Source organism: Dactylosporangium sp. NPDC051484 (genome assembly GCF_040689395.1).
GTDB lineage: Bacteria > Actinomycetota > Actinomycetes > Mycobacteriales > Micromonosporaceae > Dactylosporangium.
Map to the genome: position 1 here is coordinate 1 of NZ_JBFAZX010000013.1, position 19,373 is coordinate 19,373.

Annotated in this window: 18 protein-coding genes; 10 read left to right on the forward strand and 8 right to left on the reverse strand. The window is 71.0% G+C overall.

The features are described from left to right. Positions 1-236: 236 nt before the first annotated feature. Together AB0367_RS21765 and AB0367_RS21770 are read right to left on the reverse strand one after the other, a co-directional pair. Positions 237-2,276, reverse strand: coding sequence for a hypothetical protein (locus tag AB0367_RS21765; protein WP_366228189.1), 2,040 nt, complete (start codon positions 2,274-2,276; stop codon positions 237-239). Then, positions 2,273-3,046: a deoxyribonuclease IV gene (locus AB0367_RS21770; protein WP_366228190.1), complete on the reverse strand. Its 774-nt coding sequence runs from the start codon at positions 3,044-3,046 to the stop codon at positions 2,273-2,275. Before AB0367_RS21770 ends, AB0367_RS21765 begins: the two co-directional genes overlap by 4 nt. A 124-nt stretch (positions 3,047-3,170) precedes the next feature. Here AB0367_RS21770 and AB0367_RS21775 point away from each other — a divergent pair, with 124 nt between their 5' ends. The 5 genes from AB0367_RS21775 (at position 3,171) to rplI (ending at position 6,044) form a co-directional block, all read left to right on the forward strand. After that, positions 3,171-4,139: a hypothetical protein gene (locus AB0367_RS21775; protein WP_366228191.1), complete on the forward strand. Its 969-nt coding sequence runs from the start codon at positions 3,171-3,173 to the stop codon at positions 4,137-4,139. A gap of 240 nt (positions 4,140-4,379) precedes the next feature. Beyond that, entirely contained in the window at positions 4,380-4,670 is a 291-nt protein-coding gene (gene rpsF / locus AB0367_RS21780; RefSeq protein ID WP_033359943.1) for a 30S ribosomal protein S6, read from the forward strand. A gap of 118 nt (positions 4,671-4,788) precedes the next feature. Then, positions 4,789-5,322: a single-stranded DNA-binding protein gene (locus tag AB0367_RS21785; RefSeq protein ID WP_366228192.1), complete on the forward strand. Its 534-nt coding sequence runs from the start codon at positions 4,789-4,791 to the stop codon at positions 5,320-5,322. A gap of 20 nt (positions 5,323-5,342) precedes the next feature. Beyond that, positions 5,343-5,582 carry a 30S ribosomal protein S18 gene (gene rpsR, locus AB0367_RS21790; RefSeq protein ID WP_223100246.1) on the forward strand — a complete coding sequence of 80 codons (240 nt, stop codon included), beginning with the start codon at positions 5,343-5,345 and terminating at the stop codon, positions 5,580-5,582. A gap of 12 nt (positions 5,583-5,594) precedes the next feature. Beyond that, complete coding sequence (gene rplI, locus AB0367_RS21795) at positions 5,595-6,044, forward strand: 50S ribosomal protein L9 (RefSeq protein WP_366228193.1); 450 nt, start codon at positions 5,595-5,597, stop codon at positions 6,042-6,044. 96 nt (positions 6,045-6,140) lie between these two features. On the opposite strand, the gene AB0367_RS21800 is transcribed toward rplI, so the two are convergent. Further along, on the reverse strand, positions 6,141-7,661 hold the full coding sequence (locus tag AB0367_RS21800; protein ID WP_366228195.1) for a von Willebrand factor type A domain-containing protein: 1,521 nt from the start codon (positions 7,659-7,661) through the stop codon (positions 6,141-6,143). Positions 7,662-7,772: 111 nt separating this feature from the next. After that, a complete protein-coding gene (locus tag AB0367_RS21805) occupies positions 7,773-8,420 on the reverse strand; it encodes a hypothetical protein (RefSeq protein ID WP_366228196.1) in 648 nt (215 codons plus the stop codon). Between the two features lie 327 nt (positions 8,421-8,747). Here AB0367_RS21805 and AB0367_RS21810 point away from each other — a divergent pair, with 327 nt between their 5' ends. Continuing rightward, positions 8,748-11,429, forward strand: coding sequence for a replicative DNA helicase (locus AB0367_RS21810; RefSeq protein ID WP_366228197.1), 2,682 nt, complete (start codon positions 8,748-8,750; stop codon positions 11,427-11,429). A gap of 5 nt (positions 11,430-11,434) precedes the next feature. Here AB0367_RS21810 and AB0367_RS21815 read toward each other — a convergent pair whose 3' ends face one another. The 3 genes from AB0367_RS21815 to AB0367_RS21825 form a co-directional block, all read right to left on the reverse strand. Further along, positions 11,435-12,055, reverse strand: a complete 621-nt coding sequence (locus tag AB0367_RS21815; protein ID WP_366228199.1) for a phosphoribosyltransferase family protein — start codon at positions 12,053-12,055, stop codon at positions 11,435-11,437. 61 nt (positions 12,056-12,116) lie between these two features. Continuing rightward, positions 12,117-13,355: a glycosyltransferase 87 family protein gene (locus AB0367_RS21820; protein ID WP_366228200.1), complete on the reverse strand. Its 1,239-nt coding sequence runs from the start codon at positions 13,353-13,355 to the stop codon at positions 12,117-12,119. A 28-nt stretch (positions 13,356-13,383) separates the two neighbouring features. Further along, positions 13,384-15,918 (reverse strand): EAL domain-containing protein, encoded by a 2,535-nt coding sequence (locus tag AB0367_RS21825; protein WP_366228201.1) that lies wholly within the window; start codon positions 15,916-15,918, stop codon positions 13,384-13,386. A gap of 351 nt (positions 15,919-16,269) precedes the next feature. Here AB0367_RS21825 and moaC point away from each other — a divergent pair, with 351 nt between their 5' ends. From moaC to AB0367_RS21845, 4 genes are all read left to right on the forward strand, one after another. After that, entirely contained in the window at positions 16,270-16,743 is a 474-nt protein-coding gene (gene moaC, locus AB0367_RS21830) for a cyclic pyranopterin monophosphate synthase MoaC (protein ID WP_366228202.1), read from the forward strand. After that, complete coding sequence (locus tag AB0367_RS21835) at positions 16,728-17,207, forward strand: molybdenum cofactor synthesis domain-containing protein (protein ID WP_366228203.1); 480 nt, start codon at positions 16,728-16,730, stop codon at positions 17,205-17,207. Before moaC ends, AB0367_RS21835 begins: the two co-directional genes overlap by 16 nt. Before the next feature lie 137 nt (positions 17,208-17,344). Beyond that, positions 17,345-18,493, forward strand: a complete 1,149-nt coding sequence (locus AB0367_RS21840) for a molybdopterin molybdotransferase MoeA (RefSeq protein WP_366228367.1) — start codon at positions 17,345-17,347, stop codon at positions 18,491-18,493. Next, positions 18,490-18,903, forward strand: coding sequence for a molybdenum cofactor biosynthesis protein MoaE (locus tag AB0367_RS21845; RefSeq protein ID WP_366228204.1), 414 nt, complete (start codon positions 18,490-18,492; stop codon positions 18,901-18,903). Before AB0367_RS21840 ends, AB0367_RS21845 begins: the two co-directional genes overlap by 4 nt. On the opposite strand, the gene AB0367_RS21850 is transcribed toward AB0367_RS21845, so the two are convergent. After that, positions 18,866-19,345: a DoxX family protein gene (locus AB0367_RS21850; RefSeq protein ID WP_366228205.1), complete on the reverse strand. Its 480-nt coding sequence runs from the start codon at positions 19,343-19,345 to the stop codon at positions 18,866-18,868. The genes AB0367_RS21845 and AB0367_RS21850 overlap by 38 nt on opposite strands. Positions 19,346-19,373 lie beyond the last annotated feature (28 nt).

Genomic DNA, 19,373 nt, shown 5'->3' on the forward strand with positions numbered 1-19,373 from the left:
CCGCCCGCCCGGGCGCGGCCCGGGCCTGAAAACCCATTTACAGTAAAAACCCGGCCCCGGCGCTCGGCGCCCAGCGCCCGGGCCCGTCGTGGTTGTTGCTCAGCCTGCGCCTACCGGTTCGCTCGCCGTCGCGCCGGCCAGTGCCGCCGGCGTCGGCGGCTCCACGACCCGGAGGCGGGTGGCTATGACCAGGCCAGCAGGACGATCGAGCAGGCCACGGCGTCGATGCCGGTGGTTTAGCCGTCGATCTTGTACAGGATGACGTCGCCCTGTTCGGTGCGGCTGATGCCGAGGCCGTCGATCGGGGCGTCGATCGCTCGCGCGTATGGGGTGTCGGCGGCCTGGTTGCGCAGGACCACCACCGTGCGGATGTTCAGGCCGCGCAGCTGGGTCACCGTGGGCTCGTCCGGGAACTGCTCCATGTTGCGCCGCAAAGTCTCCTGGTCGGCGGGGGTGAAGCCGCTGCCGCCGTTGGCTATCTTCGGCAGGCCGTCGGTGCTCCAGAGCATGACGTTCATGTCGAGTAGCTCGTTCGTCGGCAGCACCATCAGCGGCGCCTGGAGGGTGCTCATCGCGACCGGCGCCGGCGGCACCTGCGGGTTTGGCTTGTACTGGTGCATGCCCTCGGCCAGCACCAGCACCAGCGGGATCAGGGTCGCCATGCGCCATGCGCCGGCCCGGTTGCCGACCTCGGACTGCGTGCGGTCGGCGAACAGCTCGACGGCTCGCTCCGAGAGCGCGCCCACCGCGCCCGCCGCGAGCAACGCCAGGAACAGCGTCACCCAGACCATCAGCCGGCCCGACGTGCGGATGCCCTCGAAGCCAGGCAGGACGCGGTAGAGCGTCATGTATCCGATGTCGCCGTTCAACGGCCCGTTGCTGCCCATCGCGAGGATCACCGTGCCGATCACGCCGATGCCGAGCAGGATGCGGTGCTGCAGCCGCCACACGGACACGAACAGCCCGGCGAACGCCAGCCCGTATAGGAAGAACCCAGGCAGCAGCGTCATCTCCGGCGCCCACACGAGCGTCGACCGGGCGTTCGCATGCATCTCGCCCCACCACTGCGACTCCAGCGGTGAGATGAAGAAGCCCTTCAGCGGCGGCGAGAACAGCTCGATGATCTCCGCACTGCGCCTGGCCTCCGTGTGCTGCTTGAGGACCTGCAGATACGGATAGGCCATCAATCCGCTCACCCCGGTGAACACCAGCCCGCCGCCGAGGTTGGCGAAGAACAGCTTCCAGCCGAACGGCCGGTGCACGTCCCGCCGCCGCACGTGCTTGTAGCCCCATGTGATCGCGGAGGCCAGCACGATGGTCAGCAGCGCATACGCGAATGGGATGCCGATGGCGAACCCGAGGCTGATCTGCCACGCCGCGACCAGCCAGCCGCCGAGCACCCAGCCCCACCGCCGCTTGTCCGGCTCGTAGCCGCGGCGCAGCGAGAATCCGTGCCCGCGCGCCAGCATCGCCAGCGCCAGCGTGATGCCGCCGATCGACAGCACGTTCAGGTGACCGGCGTGCGCCAGCCGCCACGGCGCATACGCGAACGCGGCCCCGGCCACCGCCGCGCCCGTGCGCCCCACCCCGAGCTGCCGCGCCAGCACGTAAGCGCCGAAGAAGGCGAGGGCGAAGACCAGAACAAAGATGATGTTGTATCGCACGAGCGCCGCCACGGGCCCCGAGCCGATCATCCCGGCCGGCGCGTATCCGAGCAGCGTGTCCGAGAAGGCGTAGCTGTACTGATTCGGGTAGAACGCGTTCGCCTGCCACAACCGCAGCGGGTCGGTGGTCAGGATGTGCCCGGCCCAGGACATCTGCCAGGCTTGTAGCGTCGGATCCCAGATGTCCTGCGGGATCGTGGTCGCCGGGTGGCGCAGCGTCGGCCAGGTCATGCCGACGGCGAGCGCGATCGATCCGAGCGCCGCGAGCGTCCACTCGTGCGAGAAGAACCTCGTCAGCCCCGACCCGGTCCGCCTCGCGATCCGCCGGAACCGTCCCGGCACGAACTCCGGCTCCGGTGCGAACGCGGAGAACGGATCGGCCGGCCCGGCCTCGTCCCGCTCACCCTCTTCGCTCTTGCCGCGCTCCTTGAGGTCGGTGCCGACCGGCTTGCCACCCTCTTCACCCGAAGTGGCGTCTTCGCCCGCGCCGGGGTCTTCCCGTGTGGCCGAAGGGGTTTTGGCGGTTGAGGGAGCTTCCTGCGGTGCCGAATCCGGGGTGTCTTTCCGCGGAGGCTCCTCGGACACCGTCGGCTCCGACGAAACGTTGCTCACGCCAGCCGCTCCCGCAGGTAGGTGATGTCGGCGCCCTGGCCATCGGCGCCGCCCGGTGTCTCGACGAGCGCCGGCGCCCCGGCCGCGCGGATGACCGCCACGATCAGCTCGGGATCGATCTCGCCGGAGGTCATGTTGTCGTGCCGGTCGCGGCCGGAGTCGAAGCCGTCGCGCGAGTTGTTGGCGTGGATGAGGTCGATGCGGCCGGTGATCGCCTTGAGCCGGTCGACGATGCCGAGCAGGTCCTCGCCGCCGGCGTGCGCGTGGCAGGTGTCGAGGCAGAAGCCGACCTCGTAGTCGCCGATCGCGTCCCACAGCCGGGCGAGGTTGTCGAAGCGGCGGGCGCAGGCATTGTCACCGCCGGCCGTGTTTTCGATGAGCACCGGGACGGCGAATCCGCCCTGCTCCGCCGCATAAGCGAAAGTCTTGCGCCAGTTGTCGAAGCCGGCGTCGAGGCCGTCGGCCTTCTCGACGTGGCCACCGTGGACGATCAGGCCCTTGGCGCCGACCTCGGCCGCGCCCGCCGCATGACTGAACAGCAGCTTGCGGCTGGGGATGCGGATGCGGTTATTCGACGATGCGACGTTGATCCGATATGGGGCGTGGATATAGACGTCGATCTCGGAGGCGCGGATCGCCTCGGCATCGGCGCGGGCCTTGGGGGCGCTCCAGCCCTGCGGGTCGGTCAGGAAGAACTGAATGAGGTCGGCACCGCGGGAGGCGGCCTCAGCCAGCGGCTCAGCGGGGTCGACGTGAGCACCGATTCGCATGCCGCAGAGCCTACGACGTGGGTGTGACAGTTTGTGCGACCCGTCTGCGGCGGCGACCGAAGGATCCGCAATGCGGTGCTTGCGTCACCGTCTTGTCGGCGCCTCGTTACGCACGTAGCCGCCCATGATCGCGCAGTCGATCGCCGGGCGCGCGTACAGCTCGATGAAAGTTCCCCCAAAAGATCCCCCAACCCTGAATGGCTACTGGATGCCTACCTTGTCTGGACACCGAACGGCCGTCCGCCTGGCAGTTACCGCCGCGGCGCTCGCCGCCGTGGCCCTGACCGTGGGCGCCAGCCCGGTGAGCGCCGCCCCCGCCACGCCGACGGTCGAGTTCTCCGGCGGCAGCGTGCTCGGCCTGCTGATCTGCAAATCGGAGCCGAACACCGCCGACGTCTCGGTGCCCGCCGACTCGCGCGTCAACTTCGTCAACCGGCTCGGCCAGAACGCGCTTCTGAAGGTCGACGGCCAGACCGTGGCCACCGTGAAGCCCAACGAGCAGGTACCGGTTGCCTTCAAGAAGGGGCCGGCCGAGGTCTTGATGACCTTCGACTGCGGCATCGGCTTAGTGAAGCAGTTCAAATCGGTCTCGGTCGGGGTGACCGCCGTGCAGGCGACGCCCCCGGCCGGCGGGCAGGTCCCGACCAGTCCGGCCCGCAGCACGCCGGGAGCGACGCGGACCACTCCGCCGAGCGGTCCCACGGGCGCCGCGGCCAGCGCCTCGAACAACGCCCTCAACGGCCGCCCCGGCCCGTCCGACCGCGCCTCGAAGACGCCGCAGGGCCAAGCCGGTCAAGCCGGGCAGGACGTTGGCCCGGGTGTGACCGGCACTACAGACACATTCGGCACCGGGTCCATCGACCCGACGCTGCTGGACCCGAGCGCCGCGCCGGCGCTGGCGGTGGGTGCCGGCCCGAGTGGGTCAGTCGACGACCGGATCATGGTCGGGGAACCGGTGGCCGCCAGCGGCCCCGCGCGCGGCGGCCTGGTCGGCCTGCTCGCCCTCGTCGCGACGGTCTGCGTGGTCGGTGTCGGAATCGCCGCAATTCGGGCTATTATTGCGCAACGGGCATCACGCGCGAGCTTCGCTTAAGGTATAATTTCCATAAGCCCAGCCATAGGCTCCGCGGGGCGCTGTCATCCAATGCACCGGTGTGGTCGTTCCTCCCCAGGTCCCACCCAACGAAGCGGATGACGCGCCCCGCGGTTTTTCGCTCTTGACACCTCAGCGTGTAGTCTTGTTCGGTCCATCAGCCTCTGTGCCGGTGGACGACGCATGACCTCCTGCCGCGGATGGACCGCGGCCGCTTAGCCCGTAGGAGGTGAGAACGTCTTGCGTCATTACGAGATCATGGTGATCCTCGACGGCAGTCTCGAGGAGCGCACCGTCGCCCCGTCGCTCGACACGTATCTCAACGTGATCCGGACGTCGGGTGGCTCGGTGGAGAAGCTCGACGTGTGGGGCCGCCGGCGCCTCTCGTACGAGATCAACAAGAAGACCGAGGGTATCTACGCCGTCATCGACCTCCAGGCGTCGCCGGAGTCCGTGGCAGAGCTGGACCGTCAGCTGCGACTCAACGAGTCCGTGCTGCGCACCAAGGTCATCCGGCCCGAGGTCCGCTAAGCGGATCCGGGCGAGATCGATCTGCTTCGCCCGGCCACGCGTCGCGGGGCGTGACAGAAAAACTGTCGTACCCCTGTGACATGGTGGCCATACACCAGCGCGCGAGGAGTTGACTCACATGGCAGCGGGAGATACCACGATCACGGTCATCGGCAATCTGACCGACGACCCTGAACTGCGTTTCACTCCGTCTGGAGCGGCGGTCGCCAAGTTCCGGGTGGCATCCACACCTCGGTTCATGGACCGTCAGACCAACGAGTGGAAGGACGGCGAGCCGCTGTTCCTGGCCTGCACGGTGTGGCGGCAAGCGGCGGAGAACGTCGCCGAGTCGCTGACCCGCGGGGCCCGGGTGATCGTCTCCGGTCGGCTCAAGCAGCGGACCTACGAGACGCGCGAGGGTGAGAAGCGCACCGTCATCGAGCTGGAGGTCGACGAGATCGGCCCTTCGCTGCGTTACGCGACTGCCAAGGTACAGAAGATGTCGCGCAGCTCCGGCGGTGGCGGCGGCTTCGGCTCCGGCGGTGGCGGCGGTGGCGGTGGCGGTGGCGGCGGGTATGGCAACGATGACCCGTGGGCCAGCGCGACCCCGGCCGGCGGCGGCGGTGGCGGCGGCAGGTCGAGCTCATCCTTCGACGACGAGCCCCCGTTCTAATGGCATCAGGAGCAAGAGCAATGGCGAAGGCTGCGGCCCTGCGCAAACCGAAGAAGAAGGTGAACCCTCTCGACAAGGAGGGCATCGCCTACATCGACTACAAGGACACCGCGCTGCTGCGGAAGTTCATCTCCGATCGCGGCAAGATCCGCGCTCGGCGGGTGACCGGCGTGACCGCCCAGCAGCAGCGTCAGATCGCGCGTGCCGTCAAGAACGCGCGCGAGATGGCGCTGCTGCCCTACACCGCGACCACGCGCTAAGGGGCGGCCGACATGAAGATCATCCTCACCCAGGAGGTCACCGGCCTCGGGACCCCCGGCGACATCGTCGAGGTCAAGGACGGCTACGGGCGCAACTACCTGCTGCCGCAGGGGTTCGCGATTCCGTGGTCCAGGGGCGCGGAGAAGCAGGTCGTGACCATCAAGCGGGCCCGCTCGGCCCGTGAGATCCGCGACCTCGGCCACGCCAAAGAGGTCAAGACCCAGCTCGAGGGCCTCACGGTCAAGCTGTCCGTCCGGGCCGGCAGGGAAGGCCGCCTTTACGGCTCGGTCACCCCGGCCGAGGTCGCCGAGGCCGTGCAGAAGGCCGGCGGCCCGCAGCTGGACCGGCGCCGCCTTGAGCTGCCCGGCCACGTCAAGTCGGTCGGCGACTACAAGGTACAGATCAAGCTGCACCCGGAGGTCGCTGCGGTCTTCACGCTGAAGGTCACCGCCGCGAAGTAGCTCGTGCACGGTAAAGGGGCCCCGGTTCGCCGGGGCCCCTTTCGCACGTTTGGAAGGCCGGTGCCGGCCCGCAGGTCGCCAGGGGCGATCACACCGTCAGTCATACAGGGAGACGGCGGCGGAGATCATCTCGGACAGCTCACGGATCTGGGGTCCCTCGCCGGCGTTCCTGGCGATCGTGCGCAGGTCGGTGAGGCGGACGTCGCCCGCGTACCGGCTGCTGCGGAGCACCTCGGCCAGGTACGCCGCCACGTAGCAGACCCGGACCGGGGCCGCGGCCTCGTCGAAGGTCTGATCCAGGGCACTCACCGTCACCGGCTGGGCGAGCTCACTCGCCTCCCGGGTCTTCGGGTCCAGCCATCGCACCCGCACGTCCGCGAGATGGCCCTGGGCGCCCGGTCGCAGGTGCAGGGCGAACAGCGCCGTCACCGCGTGGCCGGGGCCCACCTCGCCGCCGTCGACGCGGTCGTCGCGGAACGCCGAGGCCGAGAGCGCGCGGTTGTCGTAGCCGATCAGGCGGTACGACAGGACGGTCTTGGCATCGAACTCGACCTGCGCCTTCGCGTCGAGCGCGCGTAGCGCCACCGTGGCCGGGAACTGCTGGACGAAGACGCGGTCGGCCTCGGTCTGCTCGCTGACGTATACGACGTAGCCGTCGCCCTTGTCGGCGAGCCGCTCCATGAAGCGGTCGCCGTAGTCGCTGCCGACGCCGACGCCGAGCAGCGTGATCTGCTTCGCGGCGGCCTCCTGGATCTCCCGCACGAGCGGGGCGGCGTCGGTGGTGCCGACGTTGGGCAGGCCGTCGGAGAGCAGGATGACCCGGTTCGTCGCCGAGGAGCGGAATGCCTTGCGTGCCGTGTCGTACCCCAGCCGGAGGCCCGCCTCCAGGTTCGTGCTCCCGGCGAACCGCAGCCGCCCGATCGCGTCGTGCAGCGCGTCGCGGTCGCGCACCGGCGTCATCGGGCGCACGAGCTCGGCCCGGTCGGAGTACGCCACCAGCGCCACCGAGTCCGTCGGGCGCAACTGGTCGACCAGCGTGTTCAGGCCGTGCCGCACGAGATCGAGTTTGCCCGGCTCGGCCATCGACCCCGACACGTCCACGACGAACGTCAGCGCCGCGTCCGGGCGCGAGGCATCGGACTCCCCGCGCGTTTGCAGCCCGACGCGGAGCAGCCGGGTGTCGTCGTCGGCGCCGCGATGCGTCTGCGGCATGCGAGTGCCGTCGGCCGTGATCGCGAAGCCGTTGCCGTCGGGCGCGCGGTACCGCTGATCGAACGAGTTCACGAACTCCTCCGGGCGGATCGTGTTCGCCGCCGGCCGGCGCCCGGACAGCAGGGTGCGCCGCGCGAAGCCGTACGAGGCCGTGTCGACGTCCACCGCAAACGTCGACACGGGCCGCTCAGCCGCCGAGGCCTCGCCGTCCGTCGCCCGTCCGGTGGGCTCGCCCGTCGGCGTCGCCGCGCCGTGGGCCAGCCCCTCCGGTGTGCCCGGCGGCCCGTACCCGGTGGCCGGCGCGGCCCTGTCCTCGCCGTCCGCGCCGCAGGCCGCCAGGACGGCGGCGGCGAGCGCCAGGACAGCGGCGACGCGCAGGTGCTGCAGAAATTTCCGGCCGGCCATCGATGCCTCCCTTGAGGGTGTGTGGCCAGTCAGACGGCCGCATCCCGTGGACGGCTCCGGGCGTGACCGGACGGTGACCCAACGGTGATCGAGACGTTTGGAAAGCCAAGATCAAAATTGCGTCGCCAGTACCGCGAACAGCACGGTCGCCACGCCCGCGCCCAGCACCGCGCTGGCGAACCCGATCGCGTACGGCCGCCAGCCCGTCGTCACCCGGCCCAGGAACATCGCGATCGTGATGCTCAGCGCCATGGACACCGCGATCTTCGGGACCGTGTTCATCAGGTTGGTCAGCGCCTCGGTCCGCGGCGCGGGGCATGGCAGGCCGAACGCGTTCGTGCAGCCCGGTCGTGGATCCGGTGACATCGTCAGCGACCACGCGGTGTACGCGGCGAGCGGTACCAGATACCAGCAGGCCGTCGAGATGAAGGAGCCGATGTACACCTGGCGCTGGTCCGGCTCGTCCTCGTACTCGTCATCGTCGTCCGGTGGCCGTGGGGGCGGCGACGGCCGGCGGGGCGGCGGACCCGGATAGTCCCGTCGCTGGTAGCCGGTCCCCCACTCCTCGTGGTCGAGGACCCGGCCCTGCCCCGGACGGCCAGGATCCGAGCGTGCCGGGAACGGCTCGATGCCGAAGTCGTCCCCGTCGGGCAGGCGCTGCTGAGGGATCCACCGCTCCTGTCGCAGGTCCCAGCGGCCGGTCTCCGGCGCCTGGCGATCCCCGCCGTCGCGTGAACTCTCCCACTCCGGGTACCCCACCGGCGGAGCGTCACCCGTTCGTGACCTTTCCGCCATCGGCCGTCCAGTTGAAAAGTCTGCGGGCCTCTTTTTTCCGTACACAGGCTGTGGATTGTATAAGCACAGGTCAGAGGGCATCTCGGCGCACGACTTCGGGGGTTATCCACAGCCGTGTGCACAGTCTTTCCCAAGGTACGGGCCCTTGGTCCACAGGTTGTCCAGAGCCTTGTCCACCGGCTGACTTCCGTCGAACGCCAGTCGCCCCATACCGTTGCGCGGGCGCGTCGCGCGCCGGTGAAGGTTTTGTCATACCCGCGCGGTCTACTGGGTGTGGCGTTGGAGGGCGAAGTGTCGATCACCGAAGACAGGCGAACGGATCCGTGGGACGACGCGTCCCCGCCCGAGTCACGCGGCGGCGGTGACCGCGCTGAACGACCCTCTGGCGGCGCCGAGACCTTCGAGCGCACCCCGCCCCAGGACATCGCCGCCGAGCAGAGCGTCCTCGGCGGCATGCTGCTGTCCAAGGACGCCGTCGCCGACGTCGTGGAGATCCTCAAGACCAACGACTTCTACAAGCCGGCCCACAGCGTCATCTTCGACGCGATCCTCGACCTGTATGGCCGCGGCGAACCCGCCGACGCCGTCACGGTCGCCGCCACGCTCGCCGACTCCGGCAACATCGCGAAGATCGGTGGCGCCCCGTATCTGCACACCCTGATGACGACGGTCCCGACCGCCGCCAACGCCAGCTACTACGCCCGCATCGTCGCCGAGCGCGCCGTTCTGCGCCGCGTCATCGAGGCCGGCACGCGGATCGTGCAGCTGGGATACGGCACCGGTGGCCAGGGCGGCCGCGACGTCGACGATGTGGTCGACCTGGCCCAGCAGGCTATCTACGACGTCACCGAGAAGCGCGTCAGCGAGGACTTCGCCGTCCTGGCCGAAATGCTCCAGCCCACCCTGGACGAGATCGAGGCGGTCGGCGCCCAGGGCGGCATGATGACCGGCGTCCCGACCGGCTTCAGCGACCTGGACCGCCTCCTCAACGGCCTGCACGCGGGCCAGCTGATCATCGTCGCCGGCCGCCCCGGCCTCGGGAAGTCCACGGCCGCCATGGACTTCAGCCGGGCGGCCTCGGTCAAGCACAACATGGCCTCGGCGATCTTCAGCCTGGAGATGTCGAAGGTCGAGATCGTCATGCGACTGCTGTCGGCGGAGGCGCGGGTGCCGCTGCACGTGCTGCGGTCCGGGCAGCTGTCCGACGACGACTGGACCAAGCTCGCGCGGCGCATGGGCGAGATCAGCGAGGCGCCGCTGTTCGTCGACGACACGCCCAACATGAACCTCATGGAGATCCGGGCCAAGGCGCGCCGGCTCAAGCAGCGGCACGACCTCAAGCTCATCGTGGTCGACTACCTGCAGCTGATGACGAGCCCGAAGCGCACCGAGAGCCGGCAGCAGGAGGTCGCCGACCTGTCCCGTGGCCTGAAGCTGCTGGCCAAGGAGGTCGAGTGCCCGGTCGTCGCGGTCAGCCAGCTCAACCGTGGTCCCGAACAGCGCACCGACAAGCGCCCCCAGCTGTCCGACCTGCGTGAGTCGGGATGTCTCACGGCCGGCACCCGGATCATGCGCGCCGACACCAACGCCGAAACGACGATCGGCGAGCTGCTGAGGTCGGGCGCACGGGACATTCCGGTCTGGGCCCTCAACGAGAAGCTTCAGTACGTGCCGCGAACGATGACGCACGCCTTCTCAAGTGGCCGCAAGGAGGTTTTCCGGATGCGGCTCGCGTCCGGAAAGGTCATCGAGGCGACGGCCAACCACCCGTTCCTTGCCTTCGCGGGGTGGACCCCGCTCGGCGAGTTGCGGGCGGGCGGACGCATCGCCGTCCCGCGTCATGTTCCGCCGCCGCTGCGGATCGAACCCTGGCCGGAGCCCGAGGTGGTGCTCCTGGCACACCTGCTCGGCGCCGGCTCGTTCGTCGAGGGGCAGCCGATCCGCTACGCGAGCGCGGACGAGGCCAACCTGGCCGCGGTCACCGAGGCGGCCCGTCACTTCGGCCTCACCGCGATCCGGGACGAGGATCGGGCGGCGAGCGCGCCGACGCTGCGCCTCACCGCACCCGCCGAGGTCGCACCCGGACGGCGCGATCCTCTCGCCGAGTGGCTAGACGGAATAGGGCTGTGCGGATCGCGTTCCCACGAGAGGTTTCTGCCGGAACGCCTGCACGCGCTGCCCAAGGAGCAGGTTCGGCTTTTCCTGCGGCACCTCTGGGCCACGGCCGGGTCGGTGACCGTCCGGCTCGATGGCGGAAGCGGCGGGCGAATCTCTTTGGCGTCCGCCAGCAAGACGATGCTCGACGGCATCGCGCGCCTGCTGCTCCGCTTCGGCATCACGTCCGGGATCCGCTCGGGCGCTCCGGGCCCGCACCGGCCCCTCCACACGCTGGACATCTCCGGCCGCGACGACCAGCTTCGCTTCGTCCGCGAGATCGGCGCGCACGGCGACCTGGGCCGCGCCTGCGGGCGGCTGCGCGCTCGGCTGGAGGCGGTGCAGGACGACAGCACCGTCGACACGATCCCCGCCGACGTGTGGAACTCCGTCCGGGCCGTGCTGGTGGAGCAGGGCGTTTCGCATCGGGAGTTCGCGCATGCCACCAGGGCTTCGAGCCGTTCGCGGCTCTGGAGGATCGCGGCGGTGCTGGACAGCGCGGAACTCGATCTGCACGCCACCAACGACGTCGTCTGGGACGAGATCCGATCCATCGAGAGCATCGGCGAGCAGGAGGTCTACGACGCGACCGTGGCTGGCGTGCACAACTTCGTGGCCAACGGGATAGCCACCCACAACTCGATCGAGCAGGACGCCGACGTGGTGATCCTGCTGCACCGCGACGACTACTACGACAAGGAGTCGCCGCGCGCTGGCGAGGCGGACTTCATCGTGGCCAAGCACCGTAACGGCCCGACCGACACGGTGACCGTGGCGGCGCAGCTGCATCTCTCCCGGTTCGTGGACATGGCGATCTAGGAGGCTCAGGCGAGCAGGCGGGTCACGTCGGAGTCGGCGAGCTGGCGGAAGTCGTCGTAATAGCGGCTCACCGCGCCGAAGTCGGACTCCTCCAGGAGGCAGATGACCTCGTCGGCCAGACGGGTCAGGCGGGTCACGGCGGCAGCGGCGCCCACCGGCGTGGCCAGCACCACGTGCGCGGCGGACAGGGTGCGGGCCACGGCCACGGCGGCGCTGGCGGTGGCACCCGTGGCCAGGCCGTCGTCGATGATGATGGCGGTGCGGCCGGTCAGATCCAGAGGCGTGCGGCCGAGCCGGAAGAGGCGCTCGCGGCGGCGCAGTTCCGTGGTCTCGTGGCGGACGACCAGGTCGATCTCGTCTTCAGCCAGGCGGGCGGCGATCTCCTCGTTGAGGACCTGGACGCCGCCGGGGCCAAGGGCGCCGAACGCCACCTCGGGGGCCCACGGGACGCCGAGCTTGCGGACGACCAGCACGTCGAGCGGGATGCGCAGGCGGCGGGCGACCTCGGCCGCTACCGGGACGCCGCCGCGGACCAGGCCCAGGGCCACGGCGTCAGAGCGGTCGGCGTATTCGGCCAGGCGATCGGCCAGCGCCGAGCCGGCCTCGACCCGGTTGCGAAAGCCCATACCTCCTGTGTACGCCCAGTGTGTGCCTGGCGTCACGGGGTCACCGACCGGCTCCCCACTCCTACTCCGAGTCGGTGAGGCGTGCGGGGCGCAGAGACCACCACAGGGCGAGGAAGGCGACCGGGTACAGCAGGTAGCCGAACCTGGTGCTCGGCGTGAGCATGATGGCGGTGGTGAGGCCGGCGGCGATGTACGCGGCCGCGGTGCCCGCGGTGGTCGGCGGTCGGCGCAGCAGGCGGACGGCGATGGCCGCGCCCGCGAGCAGGAGCAGGGCAAGCGCGATGGAGCGGCCGCCGCTGGTGCTCGCGGCGATGAGGTGGCCGGGCAGCGGGGACTGCGCGGGGCTGGTGACCAGGCCGTGGCCGGCGGGGAAGCGCAGCGCGTTCTCGATGTAGGCGTCGGCGTTGACGAGCAGCGCGGGCGCGAGGGCGAGCAGCGGGATGCCGAACGCGCCGGCGGCGAACCAGCCGGCCGTCCGGGAGATCATGAACCGGTCGAGGAGCCGGGGCGCGGGCGGCGAGTCCGGGCTGCGGGCGGCTAGGGCCAGCGCGAGCAGGACCAGAGCGACCGGGAGGGCGAAGAGCTTGAGCGCACCGGCGAGGCCGACGGCGATGCCGGCGGCGACGAAGCGGTCGCGGGCGGCGAGGGCCAGGGCGAGCAGGCAGAGCGTGAGCACGGGCAGGTCGTCGCCGCCGGTGGCGAGGGTCAGGGTGCACAAGGGCAGCACGGCCACCGCCTGGGCGAGGCGCAGGGAGCGCTGCGAAGGGGAGTCGGGGCGGAGCAGGCTCATGCAGTACACCAGGCAGAAAACGGTGACCACCGCGAACCAGACGCGGGCGTCCGTCCACCACGCCGCGCCGAAGGCGGCGCGGGGCAGGCCGAAGAGGGCCATACCGGGCTGGTACGGCGCGTAGCCGAGCAGTCGCTCGTCCGCGGGCAGGGCGGCGATCGCGGCGCGGCTCAGGTATGGCGTGGCGGTGTCGGCGAGGCGGGCGCCCATGTGCTCGACGACGAGGACCTCCTCCTGCGCGCGGTCGGTGCGGCCGGCGGCGCGCTGCGCGGCCTGGACGACGAGCGGTAGGAGCGCGGTCGCGGCGAAGGCGAACGGTACGACGCGGAGGCGGCCGATGACGAGGACGGCGAGGGCGGCGGCCGCGTAGCCGATCCACGCGATCGTGCCCCACGCGCGGTGCGGCAGCAGGGTGGAGGTGAGCGCGGTGATGCCGGCGAACGCGGCGCAGAGCGCGTAGCCGGTGGCGTCGAGGAGGCGGGGGCGCAGGTCGGTGGCTATGCGGACCATTCTGGCGCAGCGGATCCGGCGCGGGGGATCAGGTCGACCTCTCCCGGCCGGGGGGCTCTGCGCCCATGCTCATCCGGCGCGCGCGGCGGCTGCGCGACATGCGGATGACGGCTCCGGTGTCGTGCAGCGGGTCGGCGAGGCGGCCGTCGCCACGCCGGAGGGCGGCGAGGAGCCGATCGGCAGGCATCGCACGGGCGAAGAGGTGGCCCTGGCCGGCCGGGCAGCCGAGCTCCCAGAGTTGCTGGCGCTGATCCTCGCGCTCGACGCCCTCGGCGACGATGAGCAGGTCGAGGCTGCGGCCGAGGTCGATGGTGGAGCGGACGACGGCGCCGGGGGCGGACGCGTTCATCGCGGCGACGAAGCTGCGGTCGATCTTGAGCTCGTCGACGGGGACGCGGGCGAGGGTGGCCAGCGACGAGAAGCCGGTGCCGAAGTCGTCGAGGGCGAGGCGGATGCCCTGTTCGCGCAGGGCGGCCAGGACCTCGTCGACGACCTCGAGCTTGCTCATCGTGACGGACTCGGTGAGCTCGATGACGAGGGAGGACGAGGGCACGCCCCGGGCGGCGAGGCGGCGGGCGACCGCGTCGGGGAAGGAGGGGTCGAGCAGGCTGCGCGGGGAGACGTTGACCGCGACGGGGACGGGATGGCCGGCGTCGGCCCACTGGATGGCGGCGATGAGGGCCTGGTCGAGGACGGCATCGGCGAACGCGGCGAGCTGGCCGGAGCGCTCGATGGCGCCGAGGAACCGGTCGGGGGTGAGGTTCCCGTGGTCGGGGTGGTGCCAGCGGGTGAGCGCCTCGGCGGCGATGACCCGCCCGCCGGCGAGGTCGAGGATCGGCTGGAAATGCACGGTGAACTGCTGCTCGGTCACGGCTCGGGCGAGGTCGCCGCCGAGGGTGAGGCTGCCGATGTCGGCGGTGTCGCGGGCCCGGGCGTAGACGACGACCCGTTGCCCCTCCTGCTTGGCCTGGTAGAGCGCGATGTCGGCGCGACGCAGCAGCTCGCCGACGCTGCCACCGCTGCCGGTGGTCGCGCCGCAGCTGGCCTCGACGCTGATGCGCATGTCGTCGAGCTCGATCGGCGGGGCGAGCGCGTCGAGCATGGCGTGGGCGTGCAGCTCGGCGAGGGCGGGCGCGCTCAGGCCGGCGAGGACGACGGCGAACTCGTCGCCGCCGAAGCGGGCGACCAGGTCGCCGGGGCGGGCCGCCCTGGCCAGGCGCTCGGCGACGGCGATGAGGACCCGGTCGCCCTCGGCGTGCCCGAGGGTGTCGTTGACCTCCTTGAAGTGGTTGAGGTCGATGAGCAGCACGCCGACGACGCCGACACCGGGGCCGGCCGCGAGGATCTCGTTGCCGTACTGCTGCAGCCTCCGCCGGTTGGCCAGGCGTGTGAGCGGGTCCTGCGCCGCGGCGCGCGCGTGGCTGTCGGCGAGGCGCTGGGTCTCGGCGAAGGTGGCGGCGTTACGGATCGCGGTGCACAGGGCGGCGGCGAACGTGCGCAGCGTGTACTGCTCGCGCTCGGTGAACCGGACCGGGCCGCCGCCGCGGAAGCGCAGCCGCAGCTCGCCGAGGTCGGCGTCGCCGCGGTAGCTCTCCAGCGCGATGGGAATCAGGAAGCCCTCGCCGGTCGGCGCGTCGAGGGGCGGGCCGTCGAAGAGGATCCGCGTGCCGTCGCTGCGGACCAGGCGCGCTTCGTCGTTCGGCGGATGGATCTCGACCTCGGCCTCGTCGGTGGAGAAGAGATCGGCGGCGCGGCGGACGGCGGCGTAGAGAACCGCGGTCTGGTCGACGGAGTTGAACTCGTCGGTGGCCTCGGCAAGGCGTTGCCAGGCCTCGTTGCCCTGGCGGGTGCGCACCTGGTTGGCGGAGGCGAGATGGATCGAGTACACCAGCGGCGGGAGGACGAGCAGGAGCCATTCGCTGACGCGATACGCCGCGACGGTGGCCAGGGCGACCGTGAGGAGCCCGAGCCGGGTGACGACGCGGACATCCGCGTGCGCGAGGAGGCGCTGCCGGAACGGCGTGTGCGTGATCATCGCGAAGAGCGCCTGCGAAACGACCTCGTCGACCACTGTATATGCCACACATGCGGCGAAAAGGCCGGGGATGACGCCGGAAAGCGAAAAATCGGCATGCAGCAGGATCGGCTGGGTCCCGGCGGCACCCGCGGCGGCAGCCGCGGCGGCGGCGCCGATGGCCTCTTTGCCGACGTTGAAACCGATCTTGATCGGTTCATTGTTCCGGCGTGCGAGTTTGACGAGAAATGTGCCGCATGCGATACCGAGGATCATCTCGGGTGCGGGGAGGAAAACGGCGGCGACGGTGAGCACCGCGGTCGTCGGCGTGATCGTGTCCGACGCCGATCGGATGCGGACTTTCATCACCGCGAAGCCGTTGCCGATAACGACCACGGTCAGGGCCGCGAAGCCGATGAACTGGACCGGCCGTGTGGCGATGCTCCAGAGAGCCCACAGCGTGACGGCGGATCCACCGACGACGACGGGACCAACGAGACGCCAAAGGCGCTGGTCGGTCGCGTCGTCGGTTCGCGGTGTTTTCTGCATCGCCGTAGCTTCATCGTGGCTGATGTCACTACGGTGTTGTCAACCCGCCGAGCGGGTCACTCCCAGCTGTGGTCCTTGACCATCTTGGCCCCTCGAGGTCGCGTGTGGATATGACCCCCGTATCGCGTTGGACATCGAAAATCACCGAAGTCCTGATCGCTGAACGCAGCCTAGAGTGCAAAGTGCAAGATGCTCAAGGCGATTTGTCGGTCGAATCACAGTTTGCGAACTATGGCAGGCATTATCACGACTTGCTGGTGCAAATGTGACGCTCTGTTGAGAGAATTTGACGCCACTGGCCCTAGCCCTGCGTGATCACCCGGCTTCCGGGCGGGGGACTAAGCTCACCGCGTGCCGAAAGAGCTGACCCACGTGGACGAATCGGGCGCCGCCCGGATGGTCGACGTGGCCGCCAAGGACGTGACCGCACGGCGGGCCGTCGCGGCGGGATTCGTCCGAACCACGCGCGAAGTGGTCGACCTGTTGCGTGACGGCGCGCTGCCGAAGGGTGACGCGCTGGCGGTTGCCCGGGTCGCCGGGATCATGGGCGCGAAACGCACCCCGGACTTGATCCCGCTGTGCCACCCGATCGCCCTGCACGGCGTGACGGTCGAGTTGACGCTTCGCGACGACGTGATCGAGATCGAGGTCGTGACGCGCACCGCTGACCGCACCGGCGTGGAGATGGAGGCGCTCACCGCCGTGGCGACCGCCGGCCTCACGCTCATCGACATGATCAAGGCCGTCGACCCGGCGGCGTCGCTGGAATCGGTCCGCGTGCTGCGCAAAGAGGGCGGCAAGACCGGCCTGTGGGAGCGCTCGTGAAGGCCGTCGTCGTCGTGGCCTCCAACCGGGCCGCGGCCGGCGTGTATGCCGATACGAGCGGCCCGATCCTCGTGGCCGGCCTGCGCGAGCTCGGCTTCGCCGTCGACGACCCGGTCGTGGTGCCCGACGGCCCGCCTGTCGAGGCCGCGCTGCGCGAGGCGGTCGCCGGCGGCGTCGACGTCGTGCTGACCAGCGGCGGCACCGGGATCACGCCCACCGACGCGACCCCGCAGATGACCCGGCGGGTGCTCGACTATGAGGTACCAGGCATCGCCGAGGCGATCCGCGCGGCGGGCGCGGCCAAGGTCCCGGCCGCGATCCTGTCCCGCGGGCTGGCCGGCGTCGCCGGGCGCACGCTGATCGTCAACCTGCCTGGCTCGCGCGGCGGGGCGAAGGATGGCCTCGCGGTTCTCGGCCCCGTCCTGGCGCATGCCGTCGACCAGCTCCGTGGCGGCGATCACTGACGGACACGGGTCCACGCGCCCGATCACAAGGCCGGCACCGCCGCGCCCGGTGAGGCTCACTTGGTGATCAGCCGCGACTGAGGGTCTAGTCTTTCGTCGTGACGTTACCGATCGCGTGGGCGGCCGCCCGCGAGGCGGTGTTCGAGGCGGGCTCGGCGGTCGCGCCGGGCCCGATCCCGGTCCCGCTCGCCGAGTCCGACGGCCTCACACTCGCCGCGCCCCTGGTGACCCTGACCGACCTGCCGGCCTTCCCGACCTCCAGCGTCGACGGCTGGGCGGCGCGCGGCCCGGCCCCGTGGCGGATCGTCGGGCGGGTGCTCGCCGGCGACACCGCGGCGCCGCTGACCGAGGACGGCACCTGCGTCGAGATCGCGACGGGCGGCATGGTGCCCGTTGGTACCGCGGCGATCATCCGGGTCGAGGACTCCACCGTCGCCGACGGCGCCGTCACCGGCGAGCCCCGGCGACTGCCCGACTGGCGGGAGCAGGGCGAGGAGGCCGCCGCGGGCGAGGAACTGCTGCCCGCCGGCACGCCGGTCACGCCGGGCGTCATCGGGCTGGCCGCGTCGTGCGGGTATGACACCTTGACCTGCCACCCCGCCCCGCGCGCCGCGCTGCTGGTCTTCGGCGACGAGCTCCTCACCGCCGGCACCCCCGGCGCCGGGCGGGTCCGAGACGCGCTCGGCCCCTCGCTGCCGTCGTGGCTGCGCCGGGCGGGCACCGAGGTGGTGCACACGCGCGTGCCGGTCGCCGACACGCTCGAGGACCACGTCTCCGCGCTGCGCGCCGCGGTCGACGCGGGCGCCCAGCTGATCTGCACCACCGGCGGCACCATGCACGGGCCGGTCGACCATCTGCACCCGGCGCTGGCCGAACTGGGCGCGAGGTACGTCGTGAACACCGTCGCGGTGCGCCCCGGGTTTCCGATGCTCGTCGCGCAGCTGCCCGGCGGCCAGTTCGTCGCCGGCCTGCCCGGCAACCCGCAGTCCACGTTCGTCGCGCTCGTTTCCCTGGTGCTGCCGCTGCTGGCCGGGCTGACCGGCCGTCCGATGCCGGCGCTGGGCACGGTGATGCTGGGCGCCGACGTGCCCGGCCGTGGCGACTACACCCACCTCGCGCTCGTCACGCTCGCCGACGGCCGGGCGCATCCCGTCGCCCACGTCGGCTCGTCGATGCTGCGCGGCCTGGCCAACTCGGTGGGGTTCGCGGTGATCCCGCCGGGCGCCCAGGGGCACGAGGGCACGGTGGCCCAGCTCGTACCGCTGCCGGATGGGGAACGATCGTGATCAGGGCCGAGGTGACCACCGAGCCGCTCGACGTGTGCGCGCACGAGCTCGCCGTCGAGCGCCGCGCCGCCGGGGCCGTCGTGTCGTTCGCCGGCGTCGTGCGTGATCACGACGGCGGGCGCGGCGTGCTGGAGCTCGAGTATGAGGGGCACCCCAGCGCCGGCGACGTCCTCGCCGAGGTGGCCGCGGAGATCGCCGCCGACCCGGCGGTGCATGCGCTCGCGGTGTCGCATCGGGTCGGCCGCCTGGAGATCGGCGACGTGGCGCTCGTCGCCGCGGTGTCGACCGCGCACCGCGCGGAGGCGTTCGCGCTCTGTGCCCGGCTGGTCGACGAGGTCAAGGCCCGGCTGCCGGTGTGGAAGCGTCAGGTGTTCACCGACGGCGAAGAGGAGTGGGTGAACTGTCCGTGAGGCGCCGCTTCGCCCGCCGCAGGGTCCGCTTCGCCTGACCGGCCCGCCAGCGCAGGTCCGGGCGGCCCTCGTGGTCGAGCGCGGCCAGCAGCAGCCCGCCGGCCAGCCCGAGGTTCTTGAGGAACTGGATTCGCTGCGCGGCGCGCTGCTGCGGCTCCTCGATGCTCCAGAACGGGTGACCCGCCAGGGTGGTCGGCACGAGCGAGCCGGCCAGCAGCAGCGCCGCCGGCCGGGGCGCGCGCCCGGTGGCGAGCAGGATCCCGCCGATCATCTGGGCGGCACCGTTGACCCGCACCAGCGTCTCCGCGTCGGTCGGCAGGCTCGGGTGCAGTGCCTTGATCGCCGGTTCCAGCCGGTCGGTGACCGGCCGCGCGGGCTCGGCGAGCTTCTCCGGGGCGCGGAACGCGGCCCAGCCCTGGATCACGAAGATCGCAGCGAGCATCGAACGGGCTGCAGTACGCACGGGTCTC